18 protein-coding genes are annotated in these 19875 nt (G+C 35.7%); 6 read left to right on the top strand and 12 right to left on the bottom strand.

What is annotated here, in order from left to right; all coding sequences use genetic code 11:
- Positions 1-23 precede the first annotated feature (23 nt).
- Complete coding sequence (locus ABVF09_RS06940; protein WP_371068852.1) at positions 24-596, bottom strand: YcxB family protein; 573 nt, start codon at positions 594-596, stop codon at positions 24-26.
- A gap of 553 nt (positions 597-1149) precedes the next feature.
- Between ABVF09_RS06940 and ABVF09_RS06935 the strand changes: the two genes are divergently transcribed.
- Together ABVF09_RS06935 and ABVF09_RS06930 are read left to right on the top strand one after the other, a co-directional pair.
- Positions 1150-2058, top strand: coding sequence for a glycine betaine ABC transporter substrate-binding protein (locus ABVF09_RS06935; RefSeq protein WP_371068851.1), 909 nt, complete (start codon positions 1150-1152; stop codon positions 2056-2058).
- Between the two features lie 258 nt (positions 2059-2316).
- Positions 2317-3141: an aldo/keto reductase gene (locus ABVF09_RS06930; RefSeq protein WP_026568852.1), complete on the top strand. Its 825-nt coding sequence runs from the start codon at positions 2317-2319 to the stop codon at positions 3139-3141.
- A gap of 240 nt (positions 3142-3381) precedes the next feature.
- Here the strand turns inward: ABVF09_RS06930 and ABVF09_RS06925 are convergent, their stop codons facing one another.
- Both ABVF09_RS06925 and ABVF09_RS06920 read right to left on the bottom strand, forming a co-directional pair.
- The gene (locus ABVF09_RS06925; RefSeq protein WP_371068850.1) at positions 3382-4113 is read right to left on the bottom strand and encodes an SDR family oxidoreductase; all 732 of its coding nucleotides are present in this window, start codon (positions 4111-4113) and stop codon (positions 3382-3384) included.
- A 2-nt stretch (positions 4114-4115) separates the two neighbouring features.
- Positions 4116-4388: an Atu4866 domain-containing protein gene (locus tag ABVF09_RS06920; protein WP_371068849.1), complete on the bottom strand. Its 273-nt coding sequence runs from the start codon at positions 4386-4388 to the stop codon at positions 4116-4118.
- 264 nt (positions 4389-4652) lie between these two features.
- Between ABVF09_RS06920 and ABVF09_RS06915 the strand changes: the two genes are divergently transcribed.
- Complete coding sequence (locus ABVF09_RS06915; protein ID WP_371068848.1) at positions 4653-5534, top strand: AraC family transcriptional regulator; 882 nt, start codon at positions 4653-4655, stop codon at positions 5532-5534.
- Between the two features lie 374 nt (positions 5535-5908).
- Here the strand turns inward: ABVF09_RS06915 and ABVF09_RS06910 are convergent, their stop codons facing one another.
- The 5 genes from ABVF09_RS06910 to ABVF09_RS06890 all read right to left on the bottom strand — a co-directional run bounded on the left by ABVF09_RS06910 (position 5909) and on the right by ABVF09_RS06890 (position 13033).
- On the bottom strand, positions 5909-6793 hold the full coding sequence (locus tag ABVF09_RS06910) for an AbaSI family restriction endonuclease (RefSeq protein ID WP_371068847.1): 885 nt from the start codon (positions 6791-6793) through the stop codon (positions 5909-5911).
- Positions 6794-7002: 209 nt separating this feature from the next.
- The gene (locus tag ABVF09_RS06905) at positions 7003-7785 is read right to left on the bottom strand and encodes a toll/interleukin-1 receptor domain-containing protein (protein WP_371068846.1); all 783 of its coding nucleotides are present in this window, start codon (positions 7783-7785) and stop codon (positions 7003-7005) included.
- Positions 7786-7809: 24 nt separating this feature from the next.
- Positions 7810-8034, bottom strand: a complete 225-nt coding sequence (locus ABVF09_RS06900) for a hypothetical protein (RefSeq protein ID WP_371068845.1) — start codon at positions 8032-8034, stop codon at positions 7810-7812.
- 13 nt (positions 8035-8047) lie between these two features.
- Positions 8048-9352: a GTPase family protein gene (locus ABVF09_RS06895; protein WP_371068844.1), complete on the bottom strand. Its 1305-nt coding sequence runs from the start codon at positions 9350-9352 to the stop codon at positions 8048-8050.
- 138 nt (positions 9353-9490) lie between these two features.
- Positions 9491-13033, bottom strand: coding sequence for an AAA family ATPase (locus ABVF09_RS06890; protein WP_371068843.1), 3543 nt, complete (start codon positions 13031-13033; stop codon positions 9491-9493).
- 184 nt (positions 13034-13217) lie between these two features.
- Between ABVF09_RS06890 and ABVF09_RS06885 the strand changes: the two genes are divergently transcribed.
- From ABVF09_RS06885 to ABVF09_RS06875, 3 genes are read left to right on the top strand one after another with little or no spacing between them, the layout of a single operon-like run.
- The gene (locus tag ABVF09_RS06885) at positions 13218-14516 is read left to right on the top strand and encodes a dsDNA nuclease domain-containing protein (protein ID WP_371068842.1); all 1299 of its coding nucleotides are present in this window, start codon (positions 13218-13220) and stop codon (positions 14514-14516) included.
- Positions 14489-15052, top strand: coding sequence for a hypothetical protein (locus ABVF09_RS06880; protein WP_371068841.1), 564 nt, complete (start codon positions 14489-14491; stop codon positions 15050-15052). Before ABVF09_RS06885 ends, ABVF09_RS06880 begins: the two co-directional genes overlap by 28 nt.
- Positions 15049-17031 carry an AAA family ATPase gene (locus ABVF09_RS06875; protein ID WP_371068840.1) on the top strand — a complete coding sequence of 661 codons (1983 nt, stop codon included), beginning with the start codon at positions 15049-15051 and terminating at the stop codon, positions 17029-17031. The genes ABVF09_RS06880 and ABVF09_RS06875 overlap by 4 nt, the downstream gene beginning before the upstream one ends.
- Positions 17032-17246: 215 nt before the next feature.
- On the opposite strand, the gene ABVF09_RS06870 is transcribed toward ABVF09_RS06875, so the two are convergent.
- The 4 genes from ABVF09_RS06870 to ABVF09_RS06855 all read right to left on the bottom strand — a co-directional run bounded on the left by ABVF09_RS06870 (position 17247) and on the right by ABVF09_RS06855 (position 19844).
- Entirely contained in the window at positions 17247-17411 is a 165-nt protein-coding gene (locus ABVF09_RS06870) for a hypothetical protein (RefSeq protein ID WP_371068839.1), read from the bottom strand.
- Between the two features lie 3 nt (positions 17412-17414).
- The gene (locus tag ABVF09_RS06865) at positions 17415-17564 is read right to left on the bottom strand and encodes a hypothetical protein (RefSeq protein ID WP_371068838.1); all 150 of its coding nucleotides are present in this window, start codon (positions 17562-17564) and stop codon (positions 17415-17417) included.
- Positions 17564-18622 (bottom strand): tetratricopeptide repeat protein, encoded by a 1059-nt coding sequence (locus ABVF09_RS06860; protein ID WP_371068837.1) that lies wholly within the window; start codon positions 18620-18622, stop codon positions 17564-17566. The genes ABVF09_RS06865 and ABVF09_RS06860 overlap by 1 nt, the downstream gene beginning before the upstream one ends.
- Before the next feature lie 85 nt (positions 18623-18707).
- Complete coding sequence (locus tag ABVF09_RS06855) at positions 18708-19844, bottom strand: HNH endonuclease (protein WP_371068836.1); 1137 nt, start codon at positions 19842-19844, stop codon at positions 18708-18710.
- Positions 19845-19875: the final 31 nt, after the last annotated feature.

Below are 19875 nucleotides of genomic sequence, written 5' to 3'. Positions count from 1 at the left end.
TGTTCCTGCTGTTCCGGCAGCTTTTAGATGAAGAAAAAGGACAGCACCATTATTAGCAAGGCTGCTTGCAGTGCCGGGATTACTATTCGTATAGGAGACGGTTCATCGTGTTTGAGTGAGTCGACATGTGTTTGAAGAAACTCCCGGAATTCAGTGGCAGTCTCGTACTCTAACTCCCTTTTCGGTATGATCGTTCCTTTTCCATCTTTCCCATAGAGGTAAAAATAGGAGTCATCTTCTATGGCTTGATCAAAATGTTCCCAGAGGTAGAACTGTTGTTGAGTATCCGAGTGAAACGTCATTCCTTTTTCATTTATGATTGCATGTCGCGTTTTCAATAAAGCCTTATGAAAGAAAAAGCGATCCCTCACATAAAAAGCCAACCGCTCCAAAACAGGAAAAACCACTCCGGCAAAAACCAGGGTTTGAATGAACGTATCTGTTAGATTGGAAGACTGGAAATGGATGAAAAAGGTAGCTACAACCAAAAGAAAATATAATCCTAGTCGTACTTTTTTCAAGCGTTGAGAATAGACCCGGGCATTTTTTGTAAAGGCTCGAAAATCTCTTGGCTCCAATTTGAAGGGGAATTCCATACCTATACTCCTTTAATTATCATTTCTATTCCAATATATCATTTTCTTTACTATTTATATACATTTAATGGAAAAAGGCGCCTTCATGTTATGCTTACCTACTTCTCCCTAACTATGGAAGACGCGTTATAGGAGTGCTCCTCGTTTGATTTGAATATCTACCTACATAAAGTATTTTATTGTCTCCTTGCACACTTTTCCTATCTTGGAATCGACGGACATGCTTATCTATCCTAAGAGCGAAGCCAATTGGTACAGCAAATTTCTTATTCACTATAGTAAAAAATTCACATTGGGTAGAATGTGATGGAATTTAGAAGGAAACAAATGTAATAGACAATTAAAGTTAAGAAAATTTTAACTGTATGTACTTTTTGTACAAAATTAACTATTTTTACTGTTTGTTTTTATCAGAAGGAAAGATGTAATATTTAAGTTAGTCGTTTTTAAATCTCCTATTTACCTTTTTAATAAAAATTAATATAAACCAATCATTATGGAGATTATACGTAGAAAAATAGTAAGAATACCATACTAAGGAGTGTATTACATCATGTCATACTTAAACTGGAAGAAACTAGGGGTAATTGCTGGTTTATCCTTATCGCTTACCATAGCAGGCTGTGGGCAAGGCAATTCAAACGACGAGTCCACGGCAAATGTGAGTGAAGAAATGGAATATACTATTACCGGGATTGAACCTGGCGCCGGACAAACAGAGACAAACGAGAAAGCTATAGCTGAGTATGAGAGTCTCGCTGGTTGGGAACAAAAAACCTCTTCATCAGCTGCCATGCTTACCGCGTTAGGTGAGGCAATGGAAAAAGAAGAACCGATTGTTGTTGCTGCGTGGTCCCCTCACTATATGTTTGCAAAATTTGATATTAAGTACTTAGAAGATCCACAAGGTGTCTTTGGTGAGGAAGAACACATTGCTACACTTGTAAGAGAAGGCTTAAAGGACGACATGCCAGGTGCATATACGATTCTGGATAGATTCCACTGGGAACTACCAGTATTGGAAGAAGCATTGCTAAAAGCTCAAGAAATGGATTTTGATTTTGAAAAAGTAGCACAAGAATGGGTGGATGAAAATCAAGAAATAGTTGAAGAATGGACAGAAGGAGTAGATTCTGTTGATGGTACCCCAATAGATTTAGTTTTAACTCCTTGGGATGCCGAAAGCTTTTCAACGAATGTGGCAAAAATTGTTTTAGAACAAAAAGGGTTCAATGTTTCCCTTACACCAGTTGATCCTTCCGTCATGTTTGAGGCAGTTGCAACAGGCGATTCCGATGCTACGCTATCTCCATGGATGCCTGCAACTCACGGTGCTTTATACGAAGAGTATGAAGGGCAATTTGAAGACTTAGGACCAAATCTAGAAGGTGCCAAGATTGGCTTGGCTGTACCATCCTATATGGATATCGAGTCCATTGAAGACCTTGAACCTGCAGAATAAGTAGTCAATAAGACACCAAAAGCTCTCCTTTACAGCACAGAAGGGGAGCTTTTTTATTTATTTAGATACACAGTATTCTACTTCATTTCCAAGGAAAACCCCGCTTTTTCGCGGACCTTGCACAAATTATCTTATGTGCAAGAGTCGTCTTTAAAAGGGAGTATACTGCCGAAAAGAATATAAATGCAATTCCCCGGTTAGATTAATTGCATTCCCTTTATAAAAGTATTACGGTAAATAAAAAAGGAGAGTGAACCAATGAACTATATTACTTTAAACAACGGATTGAAAATGCCCCAGCTCGGATTCGGCGTATGGCAAGTAGAAAATGACGAGGCAGCAAAAGCTGTATCCAAAGCGCTTGAAGTTGGTTATCGCTCTATCGATACCGCGATGATCTACAAAAATGAAGAAGGTGTAGGAAAGGCGATCAAGGAATCATCCGTTCCACGCGAAGATTTGTTTATCACAACAAAGGTTTGGAACAGCGATCAAGGCTATGAAAACACCTTGCGTGCCTTTGATGAAAGCCTGGAAAGACTCGGTCTGGACTATGTTGACCTATACTTAATCCACTGGCCGACACCAGAGTATGATGACTATGTGGACACGTATAAAGCGATGGAAAAGCTTTATAACGACGGCCGTGTCAAAGCGATCGGCGTGTGCAACTTTGAAATCGAACATCTACAACGTCTGCTAGACGAATGTGACGTAAAACCAGTTCTAAACCAAGTTGAATGCCATCCACATCTTGCCCAAAACGACATCAAAGAGTTCGCCGCCAAGCATGACATCTTTGTGGAAGCATGGAGCCCATTAGAACAAGGCGGGGAAATCCTAAAAAACGATGCTGTCAAAAATATCGCAGCATCCCATGACAAAACACCAGCCCAAGTAGTGCTGCGCTGGCATCTACAGAACAACACGATCGTTATTCCTAAATCCGTAACGCCTTCCAGAATCGAAGAAAACTTTAACGTTTTTGATTTCGAGCTAACCAATGAAGAAATGGAAAGCATTAATAGCCTTAACCTGGACAGACGGAAAGGCCCGCATCCGAATGAGATGAATCATCGGTAGGTTTTTAATAACACACTAAAAAGAGACAGTTTTTGCTGTCTCTTTTCCACTTTTTCTAAGTGGATTACCATCAAAATAACCAGAATTAACTTAAAGGGTTGATTAACAAGCGTTAATCAGCTGTTTCGGTTAAGAAAAGGGAAGAGTACTGTCTTGTTAATAGTTATCAAGAATTTATATACTCATCCCCCAATTGAATTTCTAAATCCTCTTACATACTAGTCTCTACCTAAGGTTTCCTCACACCATTGGTTTAATGACCACTTCACTTACATCTGTATTTTCTGGCTGTTCAAGCGCATAGACAATAGCGCGAGCAATGGCCGTTGCTGGCAGAGCGGTACGCCGGTATTCCTTCATGAAGTCCCTTGCATCGTTGTCGGTAATGCTATCAGCTAGTTCTGATTCCGTTACCCCTGGCGATAACAGGGTTACACGGATATCTTGCCCTACAGTCTCTTGACGCAATCCATCCGTTATTGCACGTACTGCATATTTGGTCGCGCAGTAGACAGCAGCTGTCGGGCTAACTTCGTAGGCACCGGTGGAAGCGATATTTATGAAATGACCGTAACCTTGTTTTTTCATGACAGGAAGACCAGAGGCAATGCCATGGAGGACACCGCGAATATTGACATCAATCATTCGGTTCCATTCCTCGATCTTCAATGCTTCCAAAGGAGAGAGCGGCATTACCCCTGCATTGTTGACTATAGCATCCACCCGTCCAAAACGACTTTGGGCTAATCTAATGATTGCCTGCATCTGTTCTAATTCTGTCACATCGAGCTGTTGAACGACTACAGAACCACCATCCGAAAGAATGTCAGATGCCAATGCCTCTAGTCTTTCCATACGTCTTGCCCCGATAACAAGATGAACGCCCAAGCTTGCAAGCAGTCGGGCTGTTGCTTCACCAATTCCGCTGCTTGCCCCTGTAATCACAACAACTTTTTCATTAAGTGCAGACATCATTATTTGCTCCCTTCACTGAGTTCTTCCAGATATAACACCATACCTGCATGGTAAAGCACCCCGTTGATAAAATCACCATCGGCAGTAAAGCCTGTATCATCAATATAGTCGATATGATTGCCCTTGATGGTATAGTTGCCTTGGTAGGCACTTTTGCGGTCACCACGAGCTTCGTCGTATCGTCCGTTCGGAAGCAGCTCGTGACGAATATAGCCGTCCGCGGTCACCCAGGTTCCCAAATAGGGATGTAAATGATCATGTTCTTTTTTCATTTCATAACCTCCTTATTTATACGATGATGGCACTCCATTTTTTGCAGGATAAGATAACATAAAAAAGCGTACTAAAGAGCGAATGACAGAAATTTGCTCAATTTCTACCCCTCCAATTAAAGTGTCTCATCATAAATTCATTATGAACTTTTGAGCCAAAGAGGGGGTAGCGGAAAAATACACAATTATTGCCTAATCCTCCAATAAAATATAGTATAGTGTAAGATATCTATAAATTTGCTGGAAAAGATGGGGGAGCTGTCCATGGAGCAAATGAAGGAATTAGCAGAGCTGATTGAAAGAAATGTAACGACGGACGGAACGCATGAGACGTCTATAGCAGGCTTGAGATTTGTTCGTTCCTCTCGGATTTCCGAACCGGTTTACTCTGTTTATGAACCGTCCTTATGTGTTGTGGCCCAAGGATCAAAATTGGTCTTGCTCGGGGAAGAAAGCTATAAGTATGATTCGGCCAGTTATTTGACTGCTTCTGTTCATTTACCGATCACCGGGCAAATTGTAAAGGCTACACCTGAAAAACCTTATTTATGTGTTCATTTGCAGCTTGAAATGAGTCAGATCTTTGAAGTCGTTCAATCATCGAACCAAGAAAAACCTAATAGCTCCCCAGGACGTGGACTAGTAATCAGCCGGATAAATGACTCGCTCCTCGATGTGGTATTACGGCTTATTCGGCTATTGGAAAACCCTAAGGATATACCAGTCCTAGCTGAAAGTATCAAACGTGAGATTATTTACCGGGTACTACAGAATGAACAGAATGAGTCCTTGAAGCATTTTGCACTTGTAGGTAGTCAAGCCCACCGGATTGCAAAGGCGATTGGGGTGTTGAACAAAAATTTCGCTCAGCCCTTAAAGGTTGCCGATTTGGCGAAAGAAGCTAGAATGAGCTCCTCATCCTTCTACAATCATTTCAAAGAAGTCACGGGCATGAGTCCAATCCAGTATCAGAAACAGCTCCGGCTGCAGGAAGCACGCCGATTGCTTTTAACGGAAAACATGGAAGCAGCTGAGGCAGCGTTTCAGGTAGGCTATGAAAGTCCATCGCATTTCAGTCGGGAATACAGCCGTAGGTTTGGCCAGTCCCCAATGAAAGATATACGACTTTTGCGGGAAATGTTTTAACCCATTAATTGTTTCGCTCCGAAATGTCGGTATGGAGTATCTCTTGATCTATTTTCAAATGAAAGCGTAGTTAATAGCACAGAAGTGACCCATGATTTAAAATAGGACTCATACTCAAGATGGGGTTTGAGTACCTGATTTAAATTTTATTCACATATTTCGCTTTGACAAGATGCGATCTTTCTGAATCATTAACATTTTTATCTTTTTGAATAAACTCATCTGATCTTTCCATAGAAAGTAACATAAATTTTGAAACTATTAATTCGAGATCAGACCCCTTATCCGAAAAGGAACACTCAAAGTGTTATTCAAGCATTGCTTCTGAGTAGAATATTTGAACTTTTAAATTTATATAAGCCTATGTTCATTGGTTAACTAACAATTTTTAATTTATCATTTACTCGTAAGTATCTGATAAACATCTCATTATCGGGAGATATGCCAGAGACTTTGAAGATTCCAACAAACCTATACCTATTAAATCCAAGATTATCTTTGTATTTTGCAAATACTGCCCTTTCACGGCCAGATTCAACTTCTTCCATATAGCTTCCGCTTCTTTCTTTGACAATTCCCCCATCTTGGTGGGATTCATCAATGTATAACCAATCTTCTGCTAATATATTTAGCCAACCTCCAGCTACTGATTTAGTATCCCCATTTTCTATAATTGAGAGTTTCGGACACCATAACCACAGTTTATCTTTCACCCTAAAATAACTCCGTTGGTACCTTTTAGCATTTTTCCCGAATACAGTATTGGCTATATCCTTTATATCCATGAATGATATCTCATCGTAAATGGTTAGATATTCTTGTTGTTTCAACTGCTTTAATTCTTCTTCATATGTTTTCCACTTCAAAATAGTTTTTGAAGCCTTATCTTGGATAACTGAAACAATCTCATTGATGCTGTCATTTATCTCTTTTATCGACTTAGTGGCATCAATTCTAAACCACTGAAAATCATGAATAGAATCCTCATTAACAGCAGAAATAATATCATCCATACGGAGTTTATCTTCTTTTTGATTTTCTTGATGGTATGCTTCATCCACTTCCACCCCTATGTGTAATTGAGGGAAATATAGATCCATCAAAGCATATGTGCCATTTTGTCGTTTTACATATTGCTGACTAACAGGTTTAAGATTCATGTCGTCCAACTTATGCCAGATAGCAGTTAAAATATAATTCTCGTAATCTTTCCTCTTGGTACGTGAAAAGGTCTTTACTAAGTAATCACGCTTGTTCATCACTACACCCCTTCTTATTAAATTACTTCAATTTTTGTTAGTCTAAATCACCAAAGGTAAGTTTATTTCTTTTTGTTCTTTTCATCAATTTATTTATGATACGGTTCACCGTAACGTTGGATAGGGTAAAATAAAATAAAGGGTAGAGGGGAACATCTGTATTACCTTCTACCCTTTCAATATACATTTGACTTGTTTCCTGCTACGGCCTAAACATGAATTAATGGTATGCCACTAAACTGGTCATCTGATGTCGCTCTCATTAGTCCTTTTAACTGAATAGGTGAATTTGTTTTGCTCTTTACATTCACTTTCAATGGAAATGTTGGTGTTGTACTCCTACTTACACCAATAAAAATTGCATTAGCATGTGTCCCGTCATTTAATTGAATATTTGAAGTGAAGCTATTATTATACATACTTTCGTTTGTAACTTTGAATTCTATTTCGCTTTCATTGTTATCTAACAATATAAGATATCTTGAGATCGGCTCTGCATAAGACTCAGCTTTAAATTCTATGTTTACTTCACTAATAGAAAGCTTTGTCACATACCCTCGAACATTTTCGTATCTTTGTAACCCAGGACTATATGTATTTCTCCCATTAACAACATCAACCATTTGTCTAACTGCATATTCTAGGCCTTTTCCATATACATCAATGTACAATGTTTGTAAGAGTATAATGGGCATGAGACAATCATCCAATTTTACAGGTATGAATTTTATACCCGTATTGTTACTTGCTCTCATCAACATATTCTGCCATTCGAGCTGAACCATGCTGCTTTGTAAACTATTTTTGGAAACAAAGAAAAAAAAGAATTTACATTTTGATAGTCCTTCAGACATCTTATCAATGATCCCATCACCTGGCTGTATTGACCAGCTATCGTAAAATATATTTTCTTGACCAAACGTGTTAGCAAAGATTTGTGCTATTGGTTCAATTATTTGTTTGTCACTGTGTGTATGACTAAAAAATATCATTGAGTTCCTCAACTCCTCTCAATATCATTTTGCGCTAGTATAGCACGTAAAACAATAACCCCGCTCATACTCTTTGTAGTTATGTTCATATTCAAGTAATGCTTCATCTCTATTCTTAAAATGTAGCCATCCTCCATCACGGAGTAAGCCATTCAACTTTTTATATTTGGAATCACCTTTAGGTATGTATGAACAATCATCTTCATGGATCGTGACTTTTTTAGTGGGTATATCAACATTCAACCACATAAAATCCCCCTCCTTATTCAGGTGCTTTATCTTTACCTTCTTCACTTGCTTTTTTCATTATTGTATATAGTTCATCTTTACCTTTTTTATCGATATAATATGCTTGAGCTGTTTTCCCAATGGCATAAGTCCCAGAGAAAGCCAGTGTGCTGCTCACGGCACTTCCCGACCCTGGCAATACTAGGTTAAGGAGCTTACCTCCTTGTTGAGCAAAGGTTCTCAATCCAAAACCAAGAACGCCGACACCACCAATACCAAGTAAAAATTCCTTTGCAGTATCCTTATCAATATCAGATCCACTTAAGTATGCAATGAATATTACTAGTATTAATTGTAGCGGTACTAGTATTGCTATGTCACTAAACGGAATTGGAGTAAGTGCTATAGTAGAGCTTGCAATAGCAAAACCATTGATAATCAGGTTAGATATTTTTCTAATTGCAGTATCAATCCTTGCAGTCATCATTAAATATATGGAAGCACGAAAATCTATATTATTTTCCAAAAAATCTATTAATTCACCAATATTGTACCTTCCATCGAAATCAATAGTAAGTTCTTGTTGTTCTTGGACGCTTAATAAATGTGGGTCTTCCTTGTTCCATTCTATATAAGTTGATACTGGTATTACCGTTGAACAAGCAACATTTAAGTTCTTAAGTAAGTTTTCCATTTGTGCTTTTTTATCTTGTATATTTCTTAATTTTGAGCTTGTATATTTTTCGGGCTCTTTTATCCTTGAAGGTTCTAAGTCATCAACGTGAGTGAGCACAGTAACCAATGGAATTTCTGTACCGATTTCTTTATATAGTTTCTTAATATAATCTACATCTTCATCCATTCTCGCCCGCTCTGTGGCATCCGATAGAAAAAGTACAGCATCTGGGTCAAAATCCTCGATTGCATTTTTGAAATCTTCCTCTGCTGTAGTTTCTTTATCATTAGTAGATTCAGCAATCCCCCTTGTATCTATAACTTCAAAAAGAATGTCTCCCTCAATTTCATAGTTATATCTACTCAATTGATTAGTTCCGATTTCTACTGGGCTTGTTTTAGCAATGTATTTTCCAAAGATTGCATTAATTAAACTGCTTTTTCCAACCCCCGTTCTACCTACTAGAATAAGTCTTGGGGGTCTTCTTTCTTTAAATCCAGCGATAACATCATTTATTTCTTTATTGCTAAAAATGATTTTCTTCACCTGTTCTTTAGCACCTTCAGGAAGCTTTACAGGAAGTGTTTCTATAAGATTATCTAGGTCGTCATATAGATTTATTATTCTATTTAATCTTGTTTCAAAAAGTTTCTTATCTATCATTCAAATGCACCCTCCACAATTTTATAATATAGCTCAATATTACCACACAATAATTACCAATAAATAAAACTATTTTAATAGTCATACTTTTGTTGGATAGGCCAGAAAATAAGGAGAGGAATTCACCTCTCCTGCTTATTATTTATTCAAACTTTCCAGGACCACACTTCTCCAAGCTTTTGCATCGACACCATTTAAGTCATCTGTCACAATCAATCGTTGAGAGAATCCATGTTTATCGTACCAATTCTTTTTCTTTTCCCAATGTTGACGATAGCTTGGTACATCTAACATTCCAAGGTGTTCGATATACCATTCCTCTCCGCTGTACTTAAGAGTAAAGTCTGGTCGGTAGAATGTCCCATCATCTGCAAATAAAGGAACATCGTATTGGAAAGGAATGTCTTCTTCAAACAAGATATTAGCAATAATGACTTCATTTTTAGACTGAACCATATGATCAGAAAGGGTCCGATGTATCTTACCCTCCTCATACCATTCATCCATATCAAAAAACTCTAATGGAATAGGCTCAAATTCAAAAGTTGAAGAATTGATCTTAATTAGTTCAGATGCTTCTTTTCTGCTCAAACTTAGCAATGGGGATATATCTTCCTCCACAAACAGTGTTGTATGCATTTGTGCTCTTGTAATACCTGTATAAAAGAGTTCCTTTGAGAGTAAACGTTTCTTACTTTTCGGCAGCACAAAGTAAACTCTTTTAAATTCACTTCCTTGGGACTTATGTACCGATATCGCATAAGCTAATTCCAAATTTTCTTCTACTACCGACTTTGATTCAAAAGATACTCTGTAATGTTCTTTTCGATTAAATAGAACTTGGAACTTTTGTAACCGAAAGTTATTCCAGTACCATTTCTTTTTATCAAACGGATGCACATGTACAAATCCTAATTCTCCATTAAATACTTGGACCTTTTCATTTGATTTTGTTTGCATATTATAGGCCCAATATGGGTTTGACTTTGGACGATTTTTATATTGAATCACTTTATCGAAGTAACTAACCCCACCGAGATTTCCTTTATTTGTTTTATTAGAACCGTTAAAAACATCTTGGATTAACTGATTAATTGATTCAGTACCAAATGCTTCACCTCTATATGGTGAGATGATTTGGAAAGCCTCTGCACTGTGATTTCCACCTTCTTGATTAAGCACCTTAAAGTCTTCCCATAGCCTTTCTGGATCAACCTTTTCTCCTTTTATTTCCTCGATATCACTAATGATTGTTTGGTATATCTTCCGTTTAAGTTCTTCTCCATCATTCCAGTATAAAACGGTTAAATCTTTATCGATCTTTCCACCCTTCTGTACTTTTTGTAATACATCCTCAGAATTGATCTCCTTTTCTACATTAGACCTTTCCGTATAGATACTGGCAAGCTTTAAAGATATACCGCCGCTTTCTAGCTGCCTGCAATTCGTTTTTAACATTCCTACTGATTCAGGAAATTTGTTTTTCAACCAATGTAAAATGTCTGCAAAAGGCTTACCTACCCCTATTGGTGGGAGCTGGTTGACATCTCCAACAAAGATCAACCTTTGGACAGTATTTAAGTTTATCGCTTTAAACAGAGTTGCCAACAAATTGACGTCTATCATAGAGGCTTCATCGATAATATATGTGGTCACGTTCGTCTCTACTGTTCCGCCGCTTCTCTTAAAGGTCATATTATTATTTAACCAACCACGCTTGGCCAAGAATGAATGAATCGTCTCGGCAGCCTTGCCTGTTCTCTCCCTTAATCGATCCGCTGCTTTTCCTGTCGGAGCTAATAACTGAAAGGTTGTTCCTTCACCGTGTGCTTTCATTATTCCATTAATAATAGATTTAAGTATTGTTGTTTTCCCTGTCCCAGCTTCTCCATGGATAATTGATATTGGCTGTCTAAATATTTGACGGCATATCTCAACTTGTTCATTTAATATGCTCTTATATTGATCTGGAGCTTTTTCAAGAAGTGGGCTGTCAGGACTGTAAAGCATATTCTCCCAATCATCATCTGTAACTGGATACTTGAGGGTTATCTTAGACCGTGATAGCAACGTACGAATAACCTTTTCAATTTGTCTTTCTAGTTCATGTACATGTTTACGATATAGATAAATTGACTGGTCTGTCTTTCTTATATACAGGCTTTTGGCCAACTCGTCTTCATCTACTTCTATATGCCGCATTGTAAAAGAATCTTTTTTATATTCAGGCATGTGTGAAAGGCTCTTATTTAACTTGTTTAAAATCTGTTTCGCATCTAAAAATGCATGTTGGTTAAACTGCTTTAGCACTTCACAGCAGAGTGCTTTTAATCTTCTCGGGTCATCTGTATCCATCAAACTTTCTTGACCTAAGTCAGGGGATGGGAAAATTCCATGGTCAATCTTATAAAATGTTATTCTATCATCCGAGTCATCACCGATATATTCTTCGTTCAGTAAATATGGATTTTCAATTATTTCACTTAAAGATGAATATATACCAGATTCTTCTCTATTCTCACTAACAATTCTTTCAATCTGCTCTTTTGAAAGGTCGAAACGAGGAAGAACGTCTTTAAGTATAGTTCGCTTTTCGTCTTCTTTGATTTTCCAATGCCTCTGTATTTTCTTTAATTCCGTTTTATCAATATTTAAATAAGATGGTGCCTCAGCTTTTCCTTCAAGCAATCCAAAGAGCGAGTCCTTGATTTCTCTGATATCTGTTCTGGCGACTTGTGATTTTATATATGGAGTTGCTTTTGAGAAATTTATATAATTCATAACTGCTGGTAAACCAGGCAGTAGACCTCGGTGTTCCCAAAGCTCATTGATTAAGCTACTTAACCAGTTTATTCTTTGATTCCAATCTTCAGTGGTATCGCCAAGCTCTTTAAGCGTAAGTGCAATATCTAAAAAACGTTCAATTAAACCTAACGCCTCGTCATCACTAAATTTCCGTGTTCCATATTTGAAGTTTCGTTGATTTTCTGGAATAAAAGCTAATTTTGAAAGGATTTCTTCATTGTCCATATAACGGTGATAAGGAATTCTCATACCCTCTTCGGCATAATTAGATTGAATAACACGTCCCCATACAAAACCTCCGAATCTATTAAGACTGTCTTCACTTTGGTTTTCATAGGTCATTTCATCTCCAATTTTCTTTAAGCGAGCCACACCAACAAGAACATATTTTTTATTTTCACCGCTAAAAGGGTTATCATAGTTGGCATAATAAAAAATTAATGACGTACCTTGCTCTAGATCAGCAAAATACTCCCTCATATTTTTAGCTCTTAATTCAGGATCAAATCTACCATTACTTTTAGCACTCTCATCATACATAGCCTCATATGGCCATGTACTGATAGAGTATGGTGGCATAGTCCACTTTGCTGTTTTGGTATTATCGTTAAAAAATACTGGCGGTTCGTTCTCCGCAGTAATTTCACGGTCACCGAAAGCATTAATACTATACGAGCATGGGAGAACTTTTACTAACTCTGATGCATGTACTCCGCTGTTTTCTTCTTCCCATTCTAAATTACGTTTACTGGCAATAACATCTCCTGGGTAAGAGTATCTACCCACACAATAAACATTCTCACTCGGATTATTGCATACTCGCCCATTCCATCCATTGTCATGCCAGGCAATTCGTACCGATAAATGGTTTGGCATAAAAAAGCCTCCCTTTCAAGTTGTCTTTACATTTTTACATTTATTTCTATTATTCAATAAATTATAGAGGAATCCTGCTAAACTACTAGTTTTAAAGAAAAACAGCAGAGGTATTTGTAAAATTTTGTAGAATGTAATTAATATGAATTATTTTTACTTCTATAGAACTTTAGGAGGATAGTCGATGAGCGATGAAACACCTCATGTAAATAAAAAATCGGTATTACCTGATGAAGTTCTCTCTAGTACTGATCCAGGTGATGAAGTACAAAGAAGATTTAGATACCAGCATACATATACTGCTCTTATTGCTATACAAATGACTTCAGGGAAGATAGCATATAAAGAATTACTATGTGAACACCATGAAGATATTTTAGGTGTTCGTAATGATGGGAAATTTGAAGGAATACAAATAAAGACAAAGCAAATATCAGACGGGCCAATAGAATTGGATGAGGAATCAGTAAAAAAGAGCCTATTAAGATTCATTAACCTAAATAACGATTTTCCAGGTTCGTTTAAAAAATTTATTTTTGTATCTAATTGCCCAACAAGAAATGATGGTACAGGAAAAAGTTTAAATAACCTAATAAAACAGGCGAAGACTAAGAAACCACAAGATTCCTTCAAGCCATCTACATTAGATAAATTTTTCAAATGGCTTTGTGAAAATAGCAAATCAAATGAACAGGACGTTATTAATGTCTTATCCATAATTGAAATTCAACAAGGTCCTAGCATTGAAGATATAGAATCAAAAGTCTTAACTTATCATTTAGGAAAATTGGAACAATGCTTTCAAACACCTTTACCTAAATTAAAAATTATCCTTGATTCTATTGTTAGTCATATATATTTTTCTTCATCTAAAAGGATTGAAAATCCACTTCAAGACTATATTGCCTTCATAGATGGTAACGAACAATTACTCGATAAAGTGTATATAAATATTAAAAGGGTTTCTATAGATAGTATTAACAGATTAATAACTGAGCCGCTTACAAAAAACTTGTTTCTCAGTTCAAGAAAAGGACCTCCAATTCAATCTAACTCTTCTACATCTGACCTTATGTTTTATAAAATGCAATGTGGACTAATTGAAGAAGACAGTATTGAAATCATGGATGACTTAAGGGCGTCCTCAGAGACTTATATTTTAAATAATTATTATAAGACTAAAAATCCCGCTGAAACATTAAAACAATTAGATCAAATTCGTACGATTGTAAAAAACCAAGCTATTGAATCAAAATCTAGGAGCAAATTAAAAGGGACACCATTTGGCGTAATAATGCTTCACGATCTTGAAGACAGGTTGGAAAAAATTGTTGAAAACCGCCATCGTGATGTATATGAAACACCTTATGAAATCCTTAAGGGCATAGTCGGAATACTCACAAATGAATGCAAGGTTGCATTTAGTGAAGAACCAACAGGAGGTTGGAAAAAAGCATGGAACAATCATTACTCGAAAGAATAATTAGACTTGATGAGAATGATGAACTAAACATAATTAGGATTCTTATCTTGATTGATAAAATGGCGGGCAGAAATCAGAAGCAAACTATTGATGGGATAAATAAGTTAGTAAAATTAGATTTTCTCTTACGTTATCCAGTAGCCTTAGAAAGAGCGCTACTGAAGCTAAATAAGGATAAAGATATACATAATATAGATATAAAAGTATACGAAAGAGAAAGTGTAGAGACTAATTTAATGCATTTCAATTATGGGCCATGGGATAGTAGGTATCGGAGATTCCTTACAATTCTCGAAGCTAAAGGCTTAATTACATACATTATCAGTGGAAAAACAGTTAATGTCGCCATTACTCAAGCTGGTCATAAAACAGTAGATTCCATTTCTAGTTTTTTTGAATTTCAAGATTATGTAACAAGGAGTGGATTAATAAAAAGACATTTTGGTTCATACTCTTCAAAGAAACTTATTAATTTTTTTTATGAAGTGTTTCCTGAAATGGTTACGATGAAGCAGGGAGATGAGATAAAAATATGAAATTGAAAATAGAAAAATTAACGCTTACTTGTAGAAAAGAAATAGTAAAAATACCATTTGCAACTAACCTTACATATTTTTATGGAAAAATGGGTGCTGGTAAATCGACTATACTACAACTTATTGATTATTGTTTAGGGAATGAACTTATTGTCACGCCTGCTCTCCAACAAGAATTCATTAGTGCTGAATTAAAATTAGTGTTAGGCAATAATCAAGTTACTCTTTTTAGAGAGAAGGGTTCTAATCAAGTGCAAGTTGAGTGGGCCGACCTTCAAAAGCAAGTGGTACTAAACGTAATTGCGCCTACATATAAGCAGGAAAACGCTCAACCTTTAGTACCTAACACTAACATAATACTATTAACTGACCTTTTATTTTATTTAGGTGGATTTCATGCCCCACTTGTTAGGAAGAGCAAAAGGACTGAGAATACAGAATTAATCCGTTTAAGTTTTAGAGATTTAATGTGGTTTTGCTACCTTAATCAGGACGAGATTGATAGTTCTTTGTTTCATTTGGAAAGGGAAGCAAACAATTTTAAAAGATTAAAAAGTCGTGACGTAATGAGGTTAATCCTTGGTTATCATCAAGAAAGTGTTGCTTTACTAGAAAATGAGCTTCTTGAGGTGCGCAATGAAAAGACTACTCTTTATTCTACTGCAAAACAACTACAAGTGTTTTTAGAGGAAAACCAGATAGGAGAGACTTCAACCATCATAGGAAGAATTGAAGAAATTGATAAGAATATTAATCAGGTGAAAAATAATATTAATAATATCAATCAAGAATTAAAACAAGAAAAGACTACTCATCCCGTAGACAAATTAAGAGAAGAAGCAAGATCCTATGCGATTCTTCTAGATGAACTTAATACGTCAATTTATGATATTGAGGTACAAATAGCACAAAGGAAAAGGCTGTTAGGGGAATTTGCATCAGCTAAAATGAAAGTTAATCGATCATTAATTGCAAGGAACACCCTAAAGGATCTATCATTTTTTTCTTGCCCGCAATGTGAACGTGAATTAATAAATAAGGTCCCTAATAATAATCATTGCTCTTTATGTAAGGTTCCATTTGATGATCAAAACAATTTTGAAAGTAATAATATAGAAGTTATAAAAACTGACTTAACATCAAGATATAATGAATTACAAGATTCTATTACTCGCCTTAACCGACAGAGAGATGCCATTGTAAAAGAATTACATAGAGTAAAAGAAGAAAAACAAGTAATTGATAAAGATCTAGTTGAATTTCAATCCACTTATGATTCAATTTATTTAGCAAAAGCAAAAGATTATGAACGTACATTAGGTCAACTTAGAGCTGAAAAGGTAGCCCTAAATAAATTACTCCCCTTAACTAATCAAGTGAAGGAATTGCATGATAAGGCAGATAATTTATCAGGTGAAGAAGAACGCTTAAAACGAGAACTAAAGGAGGCACGAGAAAATGCAGAGAAGGACAATAGTAATCTTGAAGAGCTTAAATCATTATTCCTTGAGAATTTAGTCGAAGTAGGACTCCCAGGCGTTAACCATAATAATATCGTAACTATCAGCACAAAAGACTTCATTCCAAAAATTTATCGTGAAAAAGATGATGATGTATATGAAATGCAGTTTTCCAATCTCGGTAGCGGAGGTAAAAAGACGATTTTTAAATGTTGCTTTGCACTAGCAATACACCGTTTAGCAAAACAAAGAAAAGTGCCACTTCCGACTTTCCTTATGATTGATACTCCAATGAAAAATATTAGTGAACGAGAAAATGCAGACATTTTTAAAGGTTTTTATTCCTTTATTTATCAGTTAGCGGAAAATGAATTGAAAGATTTACAATTTATTATAGTTGATAAAGAATATTATACTTTTCCAGAAGATTTTTCAAAAAAGGTCAATACAATAACAAAACATATGACCCCTGACGATCCACTTCATCCGCCATTAATACCATATTATAAAGGGCACTAATCTTTGGATTGGATTTATATAAAATAAAAGGTAGAGGAAAAAAATTATTCTTCTACCTTTTACCCTTCAAGGAACGTCGTTTAAGCAAACTCTCAATCTGCTTGCAAGTAGTCCTCAATTTTACTTTTTATTTTATTTTCGTGACCTTTTTCAAGAACCAGGGATCTGATCCATCACGTGGACAACTGTCCATTTAGCGGGTCAGACACTGATATCTATTCCTTTTCAACTTCTTGGATTATCTTAGATGGGTCTTTTTCATTATCATTTAATAATCTAGTCATTAATCCTAGGTGAAAAGAATAAGCTTCATCTGTTGAAAAATAATATGCTTGGTCTTGGGGATATAAATTCATTGGCAAACCTTCTCCTTCAACCACCCATCAAGAATCATCTATATCTGTTTTGACATTCCATACAGTCACCTCGAAACCAAGATCATTGTAATTTTGTTCAGGTTTAGAATGTATTACATTGCATGTACATTGTCCTTCTACATATGCCTCTACTTCTTCTTTTGTTCTAGTGCTCATTATATTCCACCTTCTTGCCGCAATAACCAATATGCTTTACTATCATTTATATCAATCTCTAATATAAGGTTTAATATTTCAATTGCTTTTTCATTTTCATAGTTATCTTTAGCTTCATAAAACCGTTTATAGAAGTAACCTGTCCCTACATTGGCTAGTTTATAATGTTTCTTTCCTTCTTCATATCTTTGCATATCAAAATAAACTGCCCCTAAACCTAAATGGGTATGTTTATGGTTATCATTGTGCTCCAAATTCAATGCTCTAAGGTAAGAGTATTCTGCTTTTGATAGTTGCTTTATTTCTCTATATAATCCACCTAATCCTATAAATGGGTAAGACTCTTCTTTAACAGATAAAGCAGTATTATAGTACTGAATCCCTTCTTCATACTTTCCAGTAAGTCTTGATAAACTTCCTAATCTTGTATTTGTTACAGGGTTATTTTTATCAATTTCTAGCGACCTTTTCAGAACACTTTTTGCTGTTCGATACATCTCCATATCCCTATATAACTGACTTATTTGATTTAGAACAAAGACATTTTTAACATCATTTATTAGAATATTACCTTGTAGCTCTTTTACTTTTTTTAATCGATTAATTGTTCCTTCTACATCCAATTTATCCTTCAGCTTCTCTAAAAGCACAATACATCCATCTATATCGTATTTAGTTAGTTTTACATCTATTATTATATTAAACAATTCATTGGTGTTTTCTGGTACACTAATAGCATTTGCAATAATACTTGGAAGATTATCACCTATAAGTAATAATTTTTCGTCAGGGAAACGCCTAACCACATCCAAATCCTTTGCCAGTTCATCCAATTCATAATGTTCTTCTTTATCAACTAACAGGAATCTATCTCCCTCTTTTAGAGTACCTATTTGCCCAATCTCTATGTTTTTGCATACTTGTGCTAATTCTGCATTGTTAGCAATAATTCCATTCTTGATATCGCCTTTTTCCTCTTTGGAAACTTTATAATGAATCTCTTCTTCATAATTGCTATTCTCATCGATGAATCTTATTTTTATAGCTCTTATTGCCATACTAGCACCTCTCACATTCTCTTACGAGTCCAAGTTGATACCTATGATGAATCTAAATAAAATTTAAACATTTATAGTTTTCTGTTCATTGCGGTGTTTTTTTAATAAAATCCTTAAGCTCCTGAATAGATAAAATTTTGTCTTTCTTTCTATGAATCATTCTATGACAGTTCGAACATACAGGTACTAAATCATACTCTGGATTAATTTCTAACTCTTCACTTAAGACATACAAGGGCTGAATGTGATGAACTTCTATAAAGTCTTTTCCTCTCTCACCATATACTTCTTCAAAATTAAACCCACATGCTTTACAAGTTACCCCATGAATTGCAATAGCTTTTCCTCTATTAAATGGATTTCTTTCGTAACGTGTTCCGTAATATTGAATTGCCTTACCATCTTTATAGTATGATTCTTCTTGAGCCTTTTCTGAATCAATATCTTCTTCGGAAAGTTGTTGCAACATTAACGATCGCTCTTCAAGAATAAGTTCATTTAAACTATTGGAAGGCTCTTTTTCCCATAATTCTGTCCCCTTCCTATCAGGCTTGTAATGCATCATCTTTATTTCTTCAAAAACAATACCAGAATCATAGTTTAGTAAAAGCTGAATACCTTTTCTCTTTGCAGGGGTTAGCAGCTGCTTCTTCTCATTATCTTCAATTGTACTTTGAATTAATATTCTATCACCTTCTAGTACAACTACATGATACTTGTATGGACCCTTTTGTTGGTTTTCATAAAATGCTTTAACAGTAAGTATGTAATACTGTGTTTGTTCTCCCTGTAGATACCCTTTAGAAGCAAGTATCTTATTCAAATCAACATTGTTAGCGACCTTTCCAGTCCCTTTTTTGCTTGAAAAGGCTTGGTCAATAAATGAATCCCAATCACCACAGTTAAATACTCTATTTTTTTGTTCACTATAAAAATCATCCCATTTTGAGGGTGCTAAGTCAGGATGTCCCATTTTAGCAGCTACCCAGGTAAAAAAGCCTTCTCCAGGAAAACCTGTATCATGGCTAACAACGATTGACGATAGAGGCGGAAAGCCATGTTTAATACACCTAAACGATATTTCTCCTAATGGTTCATTCAATCTTATAGGTAAAATAGCGCCCCCTAATTGTTTACTAATTTGATTGTACTCGATGGTTTCATTTTTCCTCGCAGAATCTATAATTATTTGACTTATTTTTTTAAGAATATGATCATTCAATCGTATTCCCCCTTATAAAAATAAAAAGTAG

The sequence above is a fragment of the Sediminibacillus sp. JSM 1682029 genome (assembly GCF_041366435.1).
GTDB classification, from domain to species: Bacteria; Bacillota; Bacilli; order Bacillales; family Amphibacillaceae; genus Sediminibacillus; species Sediminibacillus terrae.
This window is presented reverse-complemented; position numbering and strand designations above follow the sequence as displayed.

Bases quoted from the DNA above. Each gene is read 5' to 3' on its own strand.
- ABVF09_RS06940 (WP_371068852.1), bottom strand. From the start codon at position 596: ATGGAATTCCCCTTCAAATTGGAGCCAAGAGATTTTCGAGCCTTTACA.
- ABVF09_RS06935 (WP_371068851.1), top strand. From the start codon at position 1,150: ATGTCATACTTAAACTGGAAGAAACTAGGGGTAATTGCTGGTTTATCC.
- ABVF09_RS06930 (WP_026568852.1), top strand. From the start codon at position 2,317: ATGAACTATATTACTTTAAACAACGGATTGAAAATGCCCCAGCTCGGA.
- ABVF09_RS06925 (WP_371068850.1), bottom strand. From the start codon at position 4,113: ATGTCTGCACTTAATGAAAAAGTTGTTGTGATTACAGGGGCAAGCAGC.
- ABVF09_RS06920 (WP_371068849.1), bottom strand. From the start codon at position 4,388: ATGAAAAAAGAACATGATCATTTACATCCCTATTTGGGAACCTGGGTG.
- ABVF09_RS06915 (WP_371068848.1), top strand. From the start codon at position 4,653: ATGGAGCAAATGAAGGAATTAGCAGAGCTGATTGAAAGAAATGTAACG.
- ABVF09_RS06910 (WP_371068847.1), bottom strand. From the start codon at position 6,793: ATGAACAAGCGTGATTACTTAGTAAAGACCTTTTCACGTACCAAGAGG.
- ABVF09_RS06905 (WP_371068846.1), bottom strand. From the start codon at position 7,785: ATGATATTTTTTAGTCATACACACAGTGACAAACAAATAATTGAACCA.
- ABVF09_RS06900 (WP_371068845.1), bottom strand. From the start codon at position 8,034: ATGTGGTTGAATGTTGATATACCCACTAAAAAAGTCACGATCCATGAA.
- ABVF09_RS06895 (WP_371068844.1), bottom strand. From the start codon at position 9,352: ATGATAGATAAGAAACTTTTTGAAACAAGATTAAATAGAATAATAAAT.
- ABVF09_RS06890 (WP_371068843.1), bottom strand. From the start codon at position 13,033: ATGCCAAACCATTTATCGGTACGAATTGCCTGGCATGACAATGGATGG.
- ABVF09_RS06885 (WP_371068842.1), top strand. From the start codon at position 13,218: ATGAGCGATGAAACACCTCATGTAAATAAAAAATCGGTATTACCTGAT.
- ABVF09_RS06880 (WP_371068841.1), top strand. From the start codon at position 14,489: ATGGAACAATCATTACTCGAAAGAATAATTAGACTTGATGAGAATGAT.
- ABVF09_RS06875 (WP_371068840.1), top strand. From the start codon at position 15,049: ATGAAATTGAAAATAGAAAAATTAACGCTTACTTGTAGAAAAGAAATA.
- ABVF09_RS06865 (WP_371068838.1), bottom strand. From the start codon at position 17,564: ATGAGCACTAGAACAAAAGAAGAAGTAGAGGCATATGTAGAAGGACAA.
- ABVF09_RS06860 (WP_371068837.1), bottom strand. From the start codon at position 18,622: ATGGCAATAAGAGCTATAAAAATAAGATTCATCGATGAGAATAGCAAT.